Consider the following 13,667-nt stretch of genomic DNA (forward strand, 5'->3'; position numbering starts at 1 on the left):
CTCCATTTCACAGGTTGAACAGCCACCCTAATGCGGTCATAAAAGGTAATCAAATGCGCGACATGATCGCGCCCGACCGGTTGCGCAAAATCGGTGCTGACCTAAGCTTTGGGCAAGGCGAAACACTTTTGCCGGGCAGCCCCGGAACAATCGCCGCGATGCGCAATCATTAGAGCGTGGATATCAAAAGGAGATGCGCATGCTCATCAGGTCACTGACCCTGACACTCTTGCTGGCGATTGCCGGCCCCCTGTTCGCCGCCGACGGCGATTCCCCTCTGGACGTCGACAAGGGCATTAACCGCCCATTGATCGTGATCGCTTCCAGTACGGTCGATTCTTATTGGGTCAGCCTGAAAAAAGCGCTGGACGACCCGGCCAACAAACAAGGCATCGCCGACCGCAAGATCAAGGTTTACACCATCCTGAGCATGAGCGGTCAGGTCGATGGCAAAAGCCTCGAGCAGCAGCAAACCATGGCGCTGCTGCGCTCGCTGAAGCTGGGCGCCGGGGCGTATCCGAAAGTCTTCCTGGTGGGCAAGGATGGCGAGACCAAACTGACGGCTTCGGGGGAGGAAACCGCGGCGGTCGATTTGAAGAAGATTTTCGAAACCATCGATGCAATGCCAGCCGCCGAGAAAGAAGCTACTTCCACCGTGGTGACTGCCCCGGCTGCTGCAGAACCCGCACCGGCCAAAGGCGCAAAAGGGACCAAACCGGCGAAGCCAACCAAACCGGCTAAGCCGCCGGAAATGCCGGATGATTGATGTTTTGATTCAGGGCTGATCAGAAACGAAAAAACGGGCGACCTTCTCAGGTCGCCCGTTTTTTATGGAGTGATTACCGGGTCAATTCACCCAGAATCCTGTGCGCAATCTTCACCCGCTCTCCATTCGGGTAATTGCGGTTCGCCAGAATCACGATCCCGACTTTCTTCGATGGCACGAACGCGACATATGCGCCGTAGCCAGCGGTGGAGCCGGTCTTATTCAGCAGCACGTTCGCCGGTTCAGGCTGTGGCGGATTCAGCCATTTGACCTTGTGCGCTTCCATGGCCATCGGCGTCGAGTTGCCGTCCAGCAGGCGGTCGAGGGTGATCGGGTAGGCGTAGCGTTCCCAGCCCAGGCCCTGGGTCATGTCGCCGACGGTGTAGTAGCCGGTGTGGGTGAGGGCGATGGCTTTTTGCAGGGGTGTTTCGAGTTTTGTGGTGTCGAGGTTGGCTTCGACGAATTGCAGCAGGTCCGCGGCGCTGGTTTTTACGCCGTAGGCTTCGGAGTCGAGGGCGCCGGGGCTGACTCGAACGGGTTTGTCGTTCTTGTCATAGCCTTGGGCGTAGAGCTTTTGTTCAGACGCCGGTACCGACAGGAAGGTGTGTTTGAGTCCGAGCTTCGGCAGCAGGGTTTCGGTCATGACCTGATTGAACGGCTGGCCGAGGCTTTTTGCGGCCAGGTAGCCGAACAGGCCGATGCTCGGGTTGGAATACAGGCGATGGCTGCCGGCCGGATACGTCGGTTTCCACTGTTGGTAATAGCCGAGCATCTTGTCGGAAGAATCCGCAGCCTCCGGGAATTGCAGCGGCAGGCCGCCGGCGCTGTAGGTGCCCAGTTGCAGCAGGCTGATGTGGTCGAAGGCGCTGCCTTTCAGTTCGGGCCAGTGCTGGCTGGCCTTGTCGGAGAACTCCAGTTTGCCGCTGGCCTGGGCGTAGGCGGCGAGGGTTGCGGTGAAGGTTTTGCTCACCGAGCCGATTTCGAACAGGGTGTTTTCATTCACCGCTTGCCCGGTGCTTTTGTCAGCGACACCGTAGTTAAAGTAATGTGCCTTGCCATCGACGGTCACGGCCACGGCCAGCCCCGCAATGTCCTGTTGCTGCATGACCGGGGTCACGGTGGCCTTGACCAGCGCCTGCAGCTGATCGTCGGTTTGCGGGGCGGCCAGGCAGGTGGCAGCGCTGAAGAAAAGTCCAAAAGCGCTGTAGGACTTGAGTTTGTTCAGGTTGATCGAAGACATGCGTGAACCACTCTCCATGAGTGTTGATGGTGTTATCCCGCTACACTGCGAGCGTTTTCCGTCGGGCCGGCTGATCGGCGCCGCCAAATCTAGGCAGTCCGGCGTCTTTCGACAAACGATGAAAACTCGGATGAGCCATTAGAAAAATTTGGGATTTGGCATGATTCGACCTCAATTGCCCTTGAATGCATTACGCGCCTTTGAAGCCTCTGCGCGCCACCTGAGCTTCACTCGTGCGGCCGTGGAGTTGTGCGTAACCCAGGCGGCCGTCAGCCATCAGGTCAAAAGCCTGGAAGCGCAACTCGGCGTGATCCTGTTCAAACGCCTGCCCCGTGGGCTGATGCTGACCGGCGAGGGCGAAACCCTGCTGCCGGTGCTGACCACGTCGTTCGATCATATCGCGCAGATGCTCGAGCGTCTGGCGGGCGGGCAATATCGGGAAATGCTCACGGTCGGTGCGGTAGGCACCTTCGCGGTGGGATGGCTGTTGCCGAGGCTGGCAGACTTTCAGGCGAAACATCCGCTCATAGATTTGCGACTGTCGACCAACAACAACCGGGTGGACGTCGCCGCCGAAGGGCTGGATTACGCGATCCGGTTTGGCGCCGGGGCGTGGCACGGTATCGAGGCGACCCGTTTGCTGGAGGCGCCGTTGTCGGTGCTGTGCGTGCCGGAAATCGCCCGGCAACTGCACACGCCGGGGGATCTTCTGCAGCAGCGTTTGCTGCGCTCCTATCGCACCGATGAGTGGCCGGAATGGTTTCACGCGGCGGGTCTGGCGACCCATGCTGCGCCGCCCCAGAGCATCGTGTTCGACTCGTCGTTGGCGATGATGGAAGCGGCGTTGCAGGGCGGTGGGGTGGCACTGGCGCCGCCGTTGATGTTTGCCCGGCAACTGGCGGCGGACCTGATCCGCCAACCCTTTGCCATCGAAATCACCACCGGCAGCTATTGGCTGACGCGCTTGCAGTCACGGCCGGAGACGTCGGCAATGGCGGCGTTCAGGCACTGGCTGTTGGAGGCTGCGCAGGCTTAGCGCACCAGGCACGGCTTCTTGTTATCGAACGTCCAGCCCGGAATCAGAAACTGCATCGCCACGCTGTCATCCCGCGCGCCGAGCCCCATGTCTTTATAGAGTTCGTGGGCCTTGGCCACCTGATCCATGTCCAGCTCGACGCCTAGCCCCGGTTTCTTCGGCACTTGCACGCAGCCGTCGACGATTTGCAGCGGTGCCTTGGTCAGGCGCTGGCCGTCCTGCCAGATCCAGTGGGTATCGATGGCGGTGATGTCGCCCGGTGCGGCGGCCGCGACGTGGGTGAACATCGCCAGGGAAATGTCGAAGTGGTTGTTGGAGTGCGAGCCCCAGGTCAGGCCCCATTCGTGGCACATCTGCGCCACGCGCACCGAACCCTGCATGGTCCAGAAATGCGGGTCGGCCAGCGGAATGTCGACCGACTGCAACTGGATCGCATGGCCCATTTCACGCCAGTCGGTGGCGATCATGTTGGTGGCGGTTTTCAGCCCGGTGGCGCGGCGGAATTCAGCCATCACTTCACGGCCCGAATAGCCGTTTTCCGCACCGCACGGGTCTTCGGCGTAGGCCAGCACATGATGCTGGTCGCGGCACAGACGGATCGCTTCTTTCAATGACCACGCACCGTTCGGATCGAGGGTAATGCGGGCGTCGGGGAAGCGCTCGGCCAGTGCGGTCACCGCTTCGATTTCCGCATCACCGCTGAGTACGCCGCCCTTGAGCTTGAAGTCCTTGAAGCCATAACGCGCGTGGGCAGCCTCGGCCAGGCGCACCACGGCGTCGGCGGTCATGGCTTTCTCGTGACGCACGCGGAACCAGTCATTGTCGGCATCCGGTTCGCTGCGGTAGGCGAGGTCGGTTTCCCGACGATCGCCCACGTAGAACAGGTAACCGAGCATCTTCACTTCATCACGCTGCTGGCCTTCGCCGAGCAATGCCGCCACCGGCACGTCGAGATGCTGGCCGAGCAGGTCGAGCAGGGCGGCTTCCAGCCCGGTGACCGCGTGAATGGTGATGCGCAGGTCGAAGGTTTGCAGGCCACGGCCACCGGCATCGCGGTCGGCAAAGGTCTGGCGCACTTGGTTGAGGATCTTCTGATACGTGCCGATCGGGCTGCCGACCACCAGACTGCGCGCGTCTTCAAGAGTCTGGCGGATACGTTCGCCGCCGGGCACTTCACCGACCCCGGTGTGGCCGGCGTTGTCCTTGAGGATGACGATGTTGCGGGTGAAAAACGGCCCGTGGGCGCCGCTCAGGTTGAGCAGCATGCCGTCGTGGCCGGCTACCGGGATGACTTGCATCTCGGTGATGATCGGGGCTTTGGCGATGTCGTGTGCGGTCATTTGGGATTGTCCTTTCAAGCGTGTTTCGGCGCGGCATCGGCCACGGCGACTTCAGGTGCGGATTTGGGTGTCATGCGGGCGGCGAACACGATGATCGCGGCGATGATCGAGGTCGCGGCCAGACCATAGAGGCCGCCCTGGATTGAACCGGTGTGTTGTTCCAGCAAGCCGAACGTGGTCGGGGCGACGAAGCCGCCGAGGTTGCCCACCGAGTTGATCAGCGCGATCACGGCAGCGGCGATCCGCGCATCGAGATAGGCCTGCGGGATCGGCCAGAACAGCGACGACGCGGATTTGAAACCCAGTGCGGCAAAGCAGATCGCGACGAAGGCAAAGATCGGCCCGCCGGTGGTGGACATGAACATCCCCGCAGCGGCGATCAGCAATGCAGTGGCGACCCACGCCTGCTGGTGTTTCCACTTCGCCGAGAATGAGGCGAACGCATACATGCCGATGATCGACAGCAGCCACGGAATCGAGTTGAACAGGCCGACCTGGAAGTCGCTCATCTCGCCCATCTTCTTGATGATGCTCGGCAGCCAGAACGTCGCGGCGTAGATGGTCAATTGAATGAAGAAGTAGATCAGGCAGAACAGGATGATCTGGCGATCCTTGAGCAGTTTGCCCAGCGACGGCCGGATCGGGGTCGCGGCTTCGCGGGCTTTCTGTTCATCGTCGATCGCTTTGACCAGCGCATCCTGCTCGGCGCGGGTCAGCCATTTCGCATCGTGGGGTTTGGCGTCGAGCCAGAACCAGACGAATACGCACAGGCCAACCGAGAACATCCCTTCAATGAAATACATCCACTGCCAGCCGTGCATGCCCAGACCTTCGATCTGCAACAGCAGACCGGACAACGGGCCGGAAATCAGCGAGGCCACGGCCGAACCGCTGAGGAAGATCGCAATCGCCTTGCCGCGCTCGGCCCCCGGCAACCAGCGGGTGAAGTAGTAGATCACCCCGGGAAAGAATCCGGCCTCGGCCACGCCCAACAGAAATCGCAGGATGTAGAAGTGGGTTTCGTTCTGGATGAACGCCATGCCGGCGGCCACCAGGCCCCAGGTGAGCATGATGCGGGTCAGCCAGATTCGCGCGCCGACCTTTTGCAGCAGCATGTTGGAGGGGACCTCGAACAGCGCGTAACCGATGAAGAACAGTCCGGCACCGAAACCGTAGGCCGCGGCACCGATGCCGAGGTCGTGTTCCATGTGGGTGCGGACGAAGCCGATGTTCACCCGGTCAATGTAATTAACGATGAACATGATGACGAACAGCGGCAGGACGTGGCGTTTGACTTTGGCAATGGCGGAGGACAGCACGGAATCGGCCCCCTCGTTCATCCCGGCAATGGATGATTTCACTTGGTTTTCTCCCACTCGTTATTTTTATGCGGGGTGTGGCTGGGTGCTGCGTTGTTGATAGACATCATACAACTAGATTTTTTTGTCCTACAAGCGGGTGTGCTCAATCAAATTTGTCTACGGGAGGCGGTTTTTATGCTTTTTAAGATTTAAAGTGCCTTGTTTGTTGGCTTTGGTAAGGGTTGTATTAAATATGGCAGAGCATTCTATGCCAGTGATCGTGAGGCGATTGTTCGGCGCAGTGGAAAATTTTGTAGCTAAAATCGAGTGTTGTCATACAAGTTGAGCCCCGAAATTCATAGGAGCTCATACAAGTCATCGCCGCCAGTGCTACGATCGGTTTGCCTCGATCACCGGAACCGACCATGCAAGAAGACCTCGACGCTCCCGCTCGTAAACGCGCGCACAACCTGGCCCATGATCTGGTGGAAAAACTCACCCAGAGCATCCTGCTCGGCCGGATGTTGCCCGGTGACAAGTTGCCGTCGGAAAACTCGATCGTTCAGGAACACGGCGTCAGTCGCACCGTGGTGCGTGAGGCGATTTCAAAATTGCAGGCGTCGGGGCTGGTGGAGACGCGGCACGGCATCGGCACCTTCGTGATCGAGCGCGCGCCGGAGCAGGGATTGCGGCTGAATGTCGACACCGCGCTGGGCGTGCGCAGCATTCTCGAATTGCGCATGGGACTGGAGACGCAAGCGGCGGCACTGGCTGCGCAGCGCCGCACCGAGCAACAACTGGCGCAGATGCGTCAGGCGCTGGACGACTATCAGCGTCTATTGGCCAACAACGACAGTTGCGTCGAGGCCGACCGGCGCTTCCACCTGCTGATTGCCGAAGCCACCGGCAATGTCTGCTTCACCGAAATCATGCAGCACCTGGGCAGCGCAATGATCCCGCGCACCCGGGTCAACGCGGCCGAGCGCGGGGCGGTGGATTTGAGCAAGCTCGGGCAACTGGCGAATCTTGAGCATGAAGCGATCCTCAATGCGATCAAGCGTCAGGACCCGGACGCGGCGCGTGCGGCGATGTGGCTGCACCTGACCAATAGTCGTGACCGGTTTTCGGCGGGCGGCGCCTAACGCCGCCGCGACTCAAGTCTCTATGGCCCGCACCACCGTCGGCCGCTCCAGATTCAACGCCAGGACACTGATCAGCACTACCGCCGAGCCCACCAGCACCAATAGCGTCGGGCGCTCACCTAAACCCACCGAGGCAATCCCCATCGCGGTCGGCGGAATCAGGTACAGCGTCATCGTCGCCCGACTCAGATCCACATGCTTGAGCACGAATGCCCACGCCAGATAGGCGAGGGCGCTGGGAAACACGCCCAGACCCAGCACCGCCCATTGCACCCGCAGTGGCGCACTGGCCACGCTGTCGGCCAGCCCCGGCAAGTAGATCAACAGCAACAGTGTGCCGGACCACACCGTGTAACAAACCAGCGTCAGCCCGTCGTAGCGTCCGGCGTGGTGTTTTTGCAGAGCGAAGTAAACGCTCCATGACACGGCGGCCAGCAGGATCAATAAACCGTGCGCGTCGAGGCTGCCGAGGCCGCGATCGCCGCTGACCACGATCACCACGCCGACGAATCCCAGCAACACACAACCCCAGCGCCAGACGCTGACCCGATCCTTGAACAGGAACCGCGCCAGCAGCGTGCTGAACAGTGGCGTCGATTGCGCCAGCACACTCGACGCGCCAGCGCTGACGCTTTGCTGACCAATGTTCAGCACCACGTGATGCAGGCTGACGGCAAAGAAGCCCAGGGCAAACAACAGCGGCAAATCCTGCAGGCGCGGCAGATGAATGCCCTTGAAACCTGCAATCACCGCCATGAAAAGCGACGCCAGCAGAAACCGCAGCAAGGCCAGATGACCGGGGTCGTAGGCTTGCAGGCCGATGTGGATGCCGGTCGGCGAATAGGCCCAGCAACCGACCACGAAAGCCATGGCCAACAGAATTTTCAAAGGCGAAGTGGAAGGCATGAGCGAGGCACCAAGAGGGTTGATGCGCCAAGTATCCGGGCGGTCAATCATTCGTCACAACTGACTTATACTGCGCCAACCATTCACTGTGAGTGACGAATTATGGAGCTGGCGCAGATCCGCATGTTCAAGACCGTGGCCGAGGTCGGCAGCATCGCCAAAGCGGCTGAAAAGCTGTTTTGCGTCCCGTCGAATATCACGGCACGGATCAAATCCCTGGAAGCGGAACTGGGTGTGGCGTTGTTTCTGCGCGAAGGGCGCGGGCTGCGGATCAGTCCGGCGGGGCAGACCTTTCTCGCTTATGCAGAGAAGATTCTGGCACTGACGGCTGAAGCCAAGCGCGCAGTCGATCCTGCCGCCGAACCTTCCGGGCCGCTACGCATCGGCGCCATCGAATCTTCGGCGACCGGGCGTTTGCCGCGCCTGCTGGCAAAATTTCACAAGCGCTACCCGAACGTGGCGCTGGAACTGACCACCGGCACCTGGGGGCAACTGCTCGACGATACCGTCAGCCATCGACTCGACGGCGCGATCGTTGCGGTGGACGTCGAGCGCTCGCAGCTCAAGCGCACGCCGATGTATCGCGAAGAATTGCTGCTGATCGCATCGACCTCGTTCGGGCCGGTGCGCGACCTCGACGATTTGCAGGACAAAACCGTGTTCATGTGGCCGCAAGGCTGTCCGTATCGCGCCGCGTTGGAGCACTGGCTGTTGCGTAAGGGCCTGGCGTTGCCGATTGTCAGTCTGGCCAGTTACGGGGCGATTGTCGGTTGCGTGAGTGCCGGCGCCGGCGTGGCCCTGGTGCCTAAAGGCGTGTTCGAGCAATACGCCAAAGGCGCGGGGTGTGCGGGTTACGAATTCCCGGAACTGGCGGCCATCGACAACTTGTTCTACTGGCATGAAAACGCCGGGGTGCACCCGGCGCGTGAGGCATTTGTGGCGATGTTGCGCGAGGAGTTCGCTGGATAAAGCAATCACCTTCACCCATGACCCCTCATGAGGGATACGGGGCGACTTGACGGTCTTGCATCAACCATCGGCGCTATGGTTTACCGGCGCGAATTCTGCTTTTACGAAATATGTTTTTTCTTCAGCTTCCAGATTCGAATTGCCTGCCTGTGCGCCGACTTCAACTAGTTTTGCCTTAACTGACAGTTCCAGGTTTTTGTCCGTGGAGAATGACGTGGTCTCTTTTATTTCCAGTGAGGCTGTCAGGCACCCGCCGACTTCGCGGGCGAATACGACAGCCTTCCAGGATGGCTCGTAGGAAAGCCAAAAGAAGTTGTCTCGATCGGCTTTGCTGTCTGCTTTCCAGGATCTGCCAGTTAGCGAGAATTCACGAGTGTCGAGTGTGTCAGTGTCGCGCTCAGTTTTACCCATGTAACTGGCATCTCCACCTCCCAGGGAGCCGGCTTGCACCGACACTCCTCCGGTAATGGTATTGCGGGTTTTGTCCGAGGCTTTTTTGGTAATGCTGATTTTCGTAGCCCCGAGATGGACTAGCAGCTTGATCAGTTCTGACTCGCGCTCTTCCAGAAGGATTGCATCGTAGCTGTCGCTTGGGATGTACAGTTTCCCATTTTCCGGATTTGGGTAGTCATTCAGTGGGTGTTTACGGTACGCCTTGCCAACAACGGGGTGCCCAGGCTGGAAGCGATATCCAGCGTCTTTTGCTTGGCTGCGGGACAACGAATGGTGTCGTATGTACGCTGCGAGCGAACGTGATTCCTCTGTTATGACTGGGAGCGGTTGCTCGGGTGTGGCACTGCGATCTTTTGTGAAAAGCGATCCGCCAATGCTTGCTGCACCCGCTGCAGCGGCGCCAGCTATCAGAGAAATTGGCAGCATAGGAGTCAGGAATGACGACGCGGACAGGGCCGCTAGCGCAGCCGCAGTTGGCCCTGAATAGTTGGGTTTTGCACTCAGGAGCGCAGGGTCTTGACCTGAGAGTGTGAAGTTTGGGGTGTAGCGTGAGTCATCTATTTCAGAGGGGGCGGATGCAGGCTGGTCTTCGACGATGTATATGAGGTCTAGCATTGGATAACGCTCCTTGTAGGCCAAGCACTTGGTTGCCCCGCCGTCATTTTGTGATCGATTCCTGGCAAGGGAAGTGTTTTTTGATCTCTCTGTTTATCGGCGTTACTCGACAAGTCTTGATGGCCGCCATCCATGTCGCCTTGCCCGATTGGAGGTTTCTACTCTGAGTAGGGCGGATTGGATAATTAGGCGGCGCCGATATCCCGCATCAATAACCCGAAGCGCAAATCCACCGCATCCGGAATCGGCAGGTACACCGTGTGCCCGTCCCCCGGCGCCACGTCGATGGCTTCACCTTTCAGGTTCTGCAGTTCATGCAGATCAAAATGGAAGTTGCCCTTGGGCGTCATCAGTTCCAGATGATCGCCCAGTGCGAAGCGGTTTTTCACCTTGACCTCGGCCAGTCGATCCCGGCGCTCGCCGGTCAGTTCACCCACAAACTGCTGACGCTCCGACACTGAGCTGCCGTTCTGATAGTTCTGGTATTCGTCATGCACATGGCGGCGCAGGAAACCTTCGGTGTAGCCGCGCTGGGCGAGGGATTCCAGATCGGTCATCAGGCTGCGGTTGAATTCGCGGCCGGCCACCGCATCGTCGATGGCCCGGCGATAGACCTGGGTGGTGCGTGCGCAATAGAAGTGCGATTTGGTCCGGCCTTCGATCTTCAGTGAGTGCACGCCCATGCGGGTCAGGCGTTCGACGTGCTGTACCGCGCGCAGGTCCTTGGCGTTCATGATGTAGGTGCCGTGTTCGTCTTCGAAGGCCGGCATCAGTTCGCCGGGACGGTTGGCTTCCTGCAACAGGAACACCTGATCGGTGGGGGCGCCGAGGCCGAGGGTCGGTTGCGGTTCGAAGGTCTGCACGATCTCGCCGAGCTGGTTTTCAGTGGCCTCCTGCGCCGAGTATTTCCAGCGGCAGGCGTTGGTGCAGGTGCCCTGATTGGCGTCGCGCTTGTTCATGTAACCCGAGAGCAGGCAGCGGCCGGAGTAGGCCATGCACAGTGCGCCGTGGACGAACACTTCCAGCTCCATGCCCGGCACTTGTTCGCGGATTTCGCCGATCTCTTCGAGCGACAGTTCACGGGACAGGATGATTCGGCTCAGCCCTTGTTGCTGCCAGAACTCGACACTCGCCCAGTTCACCGTGTTGGCCTGCACCGACAGGTGGATTGGCATGTGCGGAAAGTGTCGGCGTACCAGCATGATCAGTCCGGGGTCGGACATGATCAGCGCATCCGGCGCCATCTCGATCACTGGTGCAAGATCCTTGAGGAAGGTCTTCAGCTTGGCGTTGTGCGGCGCGATGTTGACCACCACGTAGAAGCGCTTGCCCTGGGCCTGGGCTTCACGGATGCCGAGCGCGAGATTGGCGTGATCGAACTCGTTGTTGCGCACCCGCAGGCTGTAGCGCGGCTGGCCGGCATACACTGCATCGGCCCCGTAGGCGAAGGCGTAGCGCATGTTTTTCAGGGTGCCGGCGGGGGCGAGCAGTTCGGGGGTGAAGGAGGTCGTCATGGCGGCGTCGGTCGCAAAAGCGCGGCAGGGTAGAGCAGTTGCGCCGAGGGTTTATTGATCTGGATCTATGCTCCATGAAGAAACAGGGCACTCGCGCTGACGCTGGCTGACTAAACGGGACGGGCGCGGGTGGCGCCTGACTGACCTGGACCGGACATGAACCAAAAGAGTCTGCAATTCAAATCCCTCACCGTGCTGCTGTTTCTGGTGACGGTCGCTTTTATCTGGATCCTGCTGCCGTTCTACGGCGCGGTGTTCTGGGCGGTGATCCTCGGCATCCTGTTCGCACCGATGCAGCGCCAGTTGCAACTGAAATTCGGCTGGCAACGCAATCTCACATCGCTGTGTACTTTGAGCATCTGCCTGGTGATCGCGATCCTGCCGGTGATCGTCATCAGCGTGCTGCTGGTGCAGGAAGGGGCGACGCTTTACGACAATATCGAGAGCGGCAAGCTCGATATCGGCGCCTATCTGGCGCAGTTCAAGCACAGCCTGCCGCCGTACTTTCAACACTTGCTCGACCGCTTCGGCATGGGTGAACTCAATGCCTTGCGCGAGAAGATCGTCAAGGCTTCCATGCAGGGCAGTCAGGTGCTGGCAAGCCAGGCGTTCAGTTTCGGCCAGGGCACGTTCGAATTCGTGGTGAGTTTTTTCATCATGTTGTACCTGTTGTTTTTCTTCCTGCGCGACGGCGCCGAACTGGCGCGCAAGGTGCGCACGGCGATACCGCTCGAGGAGCATCACAAACGTCGTTTGCAGCTGAAATTCAATCGGGTGGTGCGCGCGACGGTGAAGGGCAATCTGCTGGTGGCGATCACGCAGGGTGCGCTGGGCGGGGCGATTTTCTGGTTTCTCGACATTCCCAGCTCATTGCTCTGGGCGGTGCTGATGGCGTTTCTGTCGTTGCTGCCGGCGGTGGGGGCGGGAATTGTCTGGGTACCGGTCGCGGCGTACTTTCTGCTCAGCGGGATGATCTGGCAGGGGGTGGTGCTGGGGTTGTTCGGGGTATTCGTGATCGGTCTGGTGGATAACCTGTTGCGCCCGATCCTGGTGGGCAAGGACACCCGGATGCCGGACTACATGATCCTGATCTCGACCCTGGGCGGATTGGCCGTCTTCGGGCTCAACGGCTTTGTGATCGGGCCGCTGATCGCGGCCCTGTTCATGTCGAGCTGGGCGCTGTTCATCGAGAGCAAACCGAAAGTGCAGCTGCCTTAGGCCTTGAACGGATCGTTGACCAGTTGCTGTGACAGTGCCTGGGCGGCCGGCAAGGACGTGAGCGGGCCGCTGACCGGCTCGCCGTCGCGAACCAGATACCAGCAGGCGAGCAAGCCCAGCTCTCTGAGCGATGCGGGAACGGCGCTGCCGATAACGGACATGATTTGAACCTGAGCCATGAGAAGTACCTCCATCAATCTATGGAGCTACCTTAGGGAATTGGCCTTTTCAGGAACAATCAACGCTTTCGATAGTGGTCATTGATGCCAGTGAGGACTGGCTCAATCCACCACTTGATCGAGCATGTGCACAATCTCGTGTTCGTTGAGAAAACCCTTGCGCACCAGGTTTTCCGCCAGTAGCGAGAGAAACTTCGCCGTGCGGTGGCCTTCCAGGTGCTTGAGTTCGGTCAGGGCGTTGTAGACCTTGCTCGAGGTGCATAAACCGACGATGCGGTGTGGATTCTGTGTAGGCATTCAAGTCGTCCTTGTTGTTATCAACCTGTTGTATGCGGACGGATTCAGAGTGCGGTTCCGTCATGACAAATAGATGACCGTTTGTATTTTGCCCCCGACGGTCGAGTCCATCATGCCGACTTTAACGGTTCAAACTGTCCCCACAGCGACTTTGGCGAGATTTTTTCAGACCTTGGCCGACGGACGGTTGGCTTTTCCGTGGGCAATAATCTGCGAGCAATAAAAAGCCCCGCTCTCAAGCGGGGCTTCGTGTGCCGGTTACCAGCGCGGGCCACCGTAATAGTGTGGCCGGCCGTAATAACCGCGCGGCGGGCCGTAATAGACCGGGGCCGGTTGGACGTAGACCGGTTGCTGCACATAAACCGGGGCCGGCTGGTAGTAGACCGGTGGCGGCGGTTGCTGCACGTAGACCGGTGCCGGTTGAGCGTAAACAGGCTGTTGGACGTACACCGGCCGATCCTGGTTGATGAGCGCCGAGCCGATGATGGCCGAGCCGACGATCGCACCAAATACCGCCGGGCCCTGCCAGCCACCGCCGTGGGCTTCTGCCTGACCCGTGATCGCGAATGCACCAATCAACAAGGCCACGATGGGGAGTTTACGAATCATGATAATTCCTCGGTTCTTCGACCCGGCGTCCGAACCTGCAACAGGCTCGGGATGGCGCGGGGATACTTCTAAGACAGCAACA

14 protein-coding genes are annotated in these 13,667 nt (G+C 59.7%); 5 read left to right on the forward strand and 9 right to left on the reverse strand.

Features of this window, described 5'->3' with window-relative positions:
- The first annotated feature begins 199 nt into the window (after positions 1 to 199).
- Positions 200 to 766, forward strand: coding sequence for a DUF4174 domain-containing protein (locus tag EIY71_RS16295; RefSeq protein ID WP_039767647.1), 567 nt, complete (start codon positions 200 to 202; stop codon positions 764 to 766).
- A 73-nt stretch (positions 767 to 839) separates the two neighbouring features.
- On the opposite strand, the gene ampC is transcribed toward EIY71_RS16295, so the two are convergent.
- Entirely contained in the window at positions 840 to 2,006 is a 1,167-nt protein-coding gene (gene ampC / locus EIY71_RS16300) for a class C beta-lactamase (protein WP_134022311.1), read from the reverse strand.
- Positions 2,007 to 2,166: 160 nt separating this feature from the next.
- Between ampC and EIY71_RS16305 the strand changes: the two genes are divergently transcribed.
- Positions 2,167 to 3,042 carry a LysR family transcriptional regulator gene (locus tag EIY71_RS16305; protein WP_039767644.1) on the forward strand — a complete coding sequence of 292 codons (876 nt, stop codon included), beginning with the start codon at positions 2,167 to 2,169 and terminating at the stop codon, positions 3,040 to 3,042.
- Here the strand turns inward: EIY71_RS16305 and gudD are convergent.
- Entirely contained in the window at positions 3,039 to 4,382 is a 1,344-nt protein-coding gene (gudD, locus tag EIY71_RS16310) for a glucarate dehydratase (protein ID WP_134022313.1), read from the reverse strand. The genes EIY71_RS16305 and gudD overlap by 4 nt on opposite strands.
- A 14-nt stretch (positions 4,383 to 4,396) precedes the next feature.
- Positions 4,397 to 5,743, reverse strand: a complete 1,347-nt coding sequence (locus EIY71_RS16315) for an MFS transporter (protein WP_102687128.1) — start codon at positions 5,741 to 5,743, stop codon at positions 4,397 to 4,399.
- 365 nt (positions 5,744 to 6,108) lie between these two features.
- Here EIY71_RS16315 and EIY71_RS16320 point away from each other — a divergent pair, with 365 nt between their 5' ends.
- The gene (locus tag EIY71_RS16320; RefSeq protein ID WP_134022315.1) at positions 6,109 to 6,825 is read left to right on the forward strand and encodes a FadR/GntR family transcriptional regulator; all 717 of its coding nucleotides are present in this window, start codon (positions 6,109 to 6,111) and stop codon (positions 6,823 to 6,825) included.
- A gap of 12 nt (positions 6,826 to 6,837) precedes the next feature.
- Here the strand turns inward: EIY71_RS16320 and EIY71_RS16325 are convergent, their stop codons facing one another.
- Positions 6,838 to 7,731 carry a DMT family transporter gene (locus EIY71_RS16325; RefSeq protein ID WP_102717054.1) on the reverse strand — a complete coding sequence of 298 codons (894 nt, stop codon included), beginning with the start codon at positions 7,729 to 7,731 and terminating at the stop codon, positions 6,838 to 6,840.
- Between the two features lie 102 nt (positions 7,732 to 7,833).
- Between EIY71_RS16325 and EIY71_RS16330 the strand changes: the two genes are divergently transcribed.
- Positions 7,834 to 8,700, forward strand: a complete 867-nt coding sequence (locus EIY71_RS16330) for a LysR family transcriptional regulator (RefSeq protein WP_102717053.1) — start codon at positions 7,834 to 7,836, stop codon at positions 8,698 to 8,700.
- 60 nt (positions 8,701 to 8,760) lie between these two features.
- Here the strand turns inward: EIY71_RS16330 and EIY71_RS16335 are convergent, their stop codons facing one another.
- Both EIY71_RS16335 and yegQ read right to left on the reverse strand, forming a co-directional pair.
- Positions 8,761 to 9,768 carry a hypothetical protein gene (locus EIY71_RS16335; protein WP_102717052.1) on the reverse strand — a complete coding sequence of 336 codons (1,008 nt, stop codon included), beginning with the start codon at positions 9,766 to 9,768 and terminating at the stop codon, positions 8,761 to 8,763.
- A 185-nt stretch (positions 9,769 to 9,953) separates the two neighbouring features.
- Entirely contained in the window at positions 9,954 to 11,282 is a 1,329-nt protein-coding gene (yegQ, locus tag EIY71_RS16340) for a tRNA 5-hydroxyuridine modification protein YegQ (RefSeq protein WP_134022317.1), read from the reverse strand.
- A 156-nt stretch (positions 11,283 to 11,438) separates the two neighbouring features.
- Between yegQ and EIY71_RS16345 the strand changes: the two genes are divergently transcribed.
- A complete protein-coding gene (locus EIY71_RS16345; RefSeq protein WP_085745902.1) occupies positions 11,439 to 12,500 on the forward strand; it encodes an AI-2E family transporter in 1,062 nt (353 codons plus the stop codon).
- Here EIY71_RS16345 and EIY71_RS16350 read toward each other — a convergent pair.
- From EIY71_RS16350 to EIY71_RS16360, 3 genes are all read right to left on the reverse strand, one after another.
- A complete protein-coding gene (locus EIY71_RS16350) occupies positions 12,497 to 12,679 on the reverse strand; it encodes a hypothetical protein (protein ID WP_085745903.1) in 183 nt (60 codons plus the stop codon). The two genes, EIY71_RS16345 and EIY71_RS16350, sit on opposite strands and share 4 nt — an antisense overlap.
- Positions 12,680 to 12,781: 102 nt before the next feature.
- The gene (locus EIY71_RS16355; RefSeq protein WP_007951579.1) at positions 12,782 to 12,976 is read right to left on the reverse strand and encodes a hypothetical protein; all 195 of its coding nucleotides are present in this window, start codon (positions 12,974 to 12,976) and stop codon (positions 12,782 to 12,784) included.
- A 258-nt stretch (positions 12,977 to 13,234) separates the two neighbouring features.
- Positions 13,235 to 13,585 carry a hypothetical protein gene (locus EIY71_RS16360; RefSeq protein WP_007951578.1) on the reverse strand — a complete coding sequence of 117 codons (351 nt, stop codon included), beginning with the start codon at positions 13,583 to 13,585 and terminating at the stop codon, positions 13,235 to 13,237.
- Positions 13,586 to 13,667 lie beyond the last annotated feature (82 nt).

Origin of the sequence: Pseudomonas sp. CH235, assembly GCF_004368175.1 — a bacterium.
In the GTDB taxonomy this organism is placed as follows: Bacteria; Pseudomonadota; Gammaproteobacteria; order Pseudomonadales; family Pseudomonadaceae; genus Aquipseudomonas; species Aquipseudomonas paraglycinae.

What these genes read in the sequence shown, in the direction of transcription:
- EIY71_RS16335 (WP_102717052.1), bottom strand. Translation starts at nt 9,768, where the DNA reads ATGCTAGACCTCATATACATCGTCGAAGACCAGCCTGCATCCGCCCCC.
- yegQ (WP_134022317.1), bottom strand. Translation starts at nt 11,282, where the DNA reads ATGACGACCTCCTTCACCCCCGAACTGCTCGCCCCCGCCGGCACCCTG.
- EIY71_RS16295 (WP_039767647.1), top strand. Translation starts at nt 200, where the DNA reads ATGCTCATCAGGTCACTGACCCTGACACTCTTGCTGGCGATTGCCGGC.
- EIY71_RS16360 (WP_007951578.1), bottom strand. Translation starts at nt 13,585, where the DNA reads ATGATTCGTAAACTCCCCATCGTGGCCTTGTTGATTGGTGCATTCGCG.
- EIY71_RS16355 (WP_007951579.1), bottom strand. Translation starts at nt 12,976, where the DNA reads ATGCCTACACAGAATCCACACCGCATCGTCGGTTTATGCACCTCGAGC.
- EIY71_RS16325 (WP_102717054.1), bottom strand. Translation starts at nt 7,731, where the DNA reads ATGCCTTCCACTTCGCCTTTGAAAATTCTGTTGGCCATGGCTTTCGTG.
- gudD (WP_134022313.1), bottom strand. Translation starts at nt 4,382, where the DNA reads ATGACCGCACACGACATCGCCAAAGCCCCGATCATCACCGAGATGCAA.
- EIY71_RS16345 (WP_085745902.1), top strand. Translation starts at nt 11,439, where the DNA reads ATGAACCAAAAGAGTCTGCAATTCAAATCCCTCACCGTGCTGCTGTTT.
- EIY71_RS16320 (WP_134022315.1), top strand. Translation starts at nt 6,109, where the DNA reads ATGCAAGAAGACCTCGACGCTCCCGCTCGTAAACGCGCGCACAACCTG.
- EIY71_RS16330 (WP_102717053.1), top strand. Translation starts at nt 7,834, where the DNA reads ATGGAGCTGGCGCAGATCCGCATGTTCAAGACCGTGGCCGAGGTCGGC.
- EIY71_RS16305 (WP_039767644.1), top strand. Translation starts at nt 2,167, where the DNA reads ATGATTCGACCTCAATTGCCCTTGAATGCATTACGCGCCTTTGAAGCC.
- ampC (WP_134022311.1), bottom strand. Translation starts at nt 2,006, where the DNA reads ATGTCTTCGATCAACCTGAACAAACTCAAGTCCTACAGCGCTTTTGGA.
- EIY71_RS16350 (WP_085745903.1), bottom strand. Translation starts at nt 12,679, where the DNA reads ATGGCTCAGGTTCAAATCATGTCCGTTATCGGCAGCGCCGTTCCCGCA.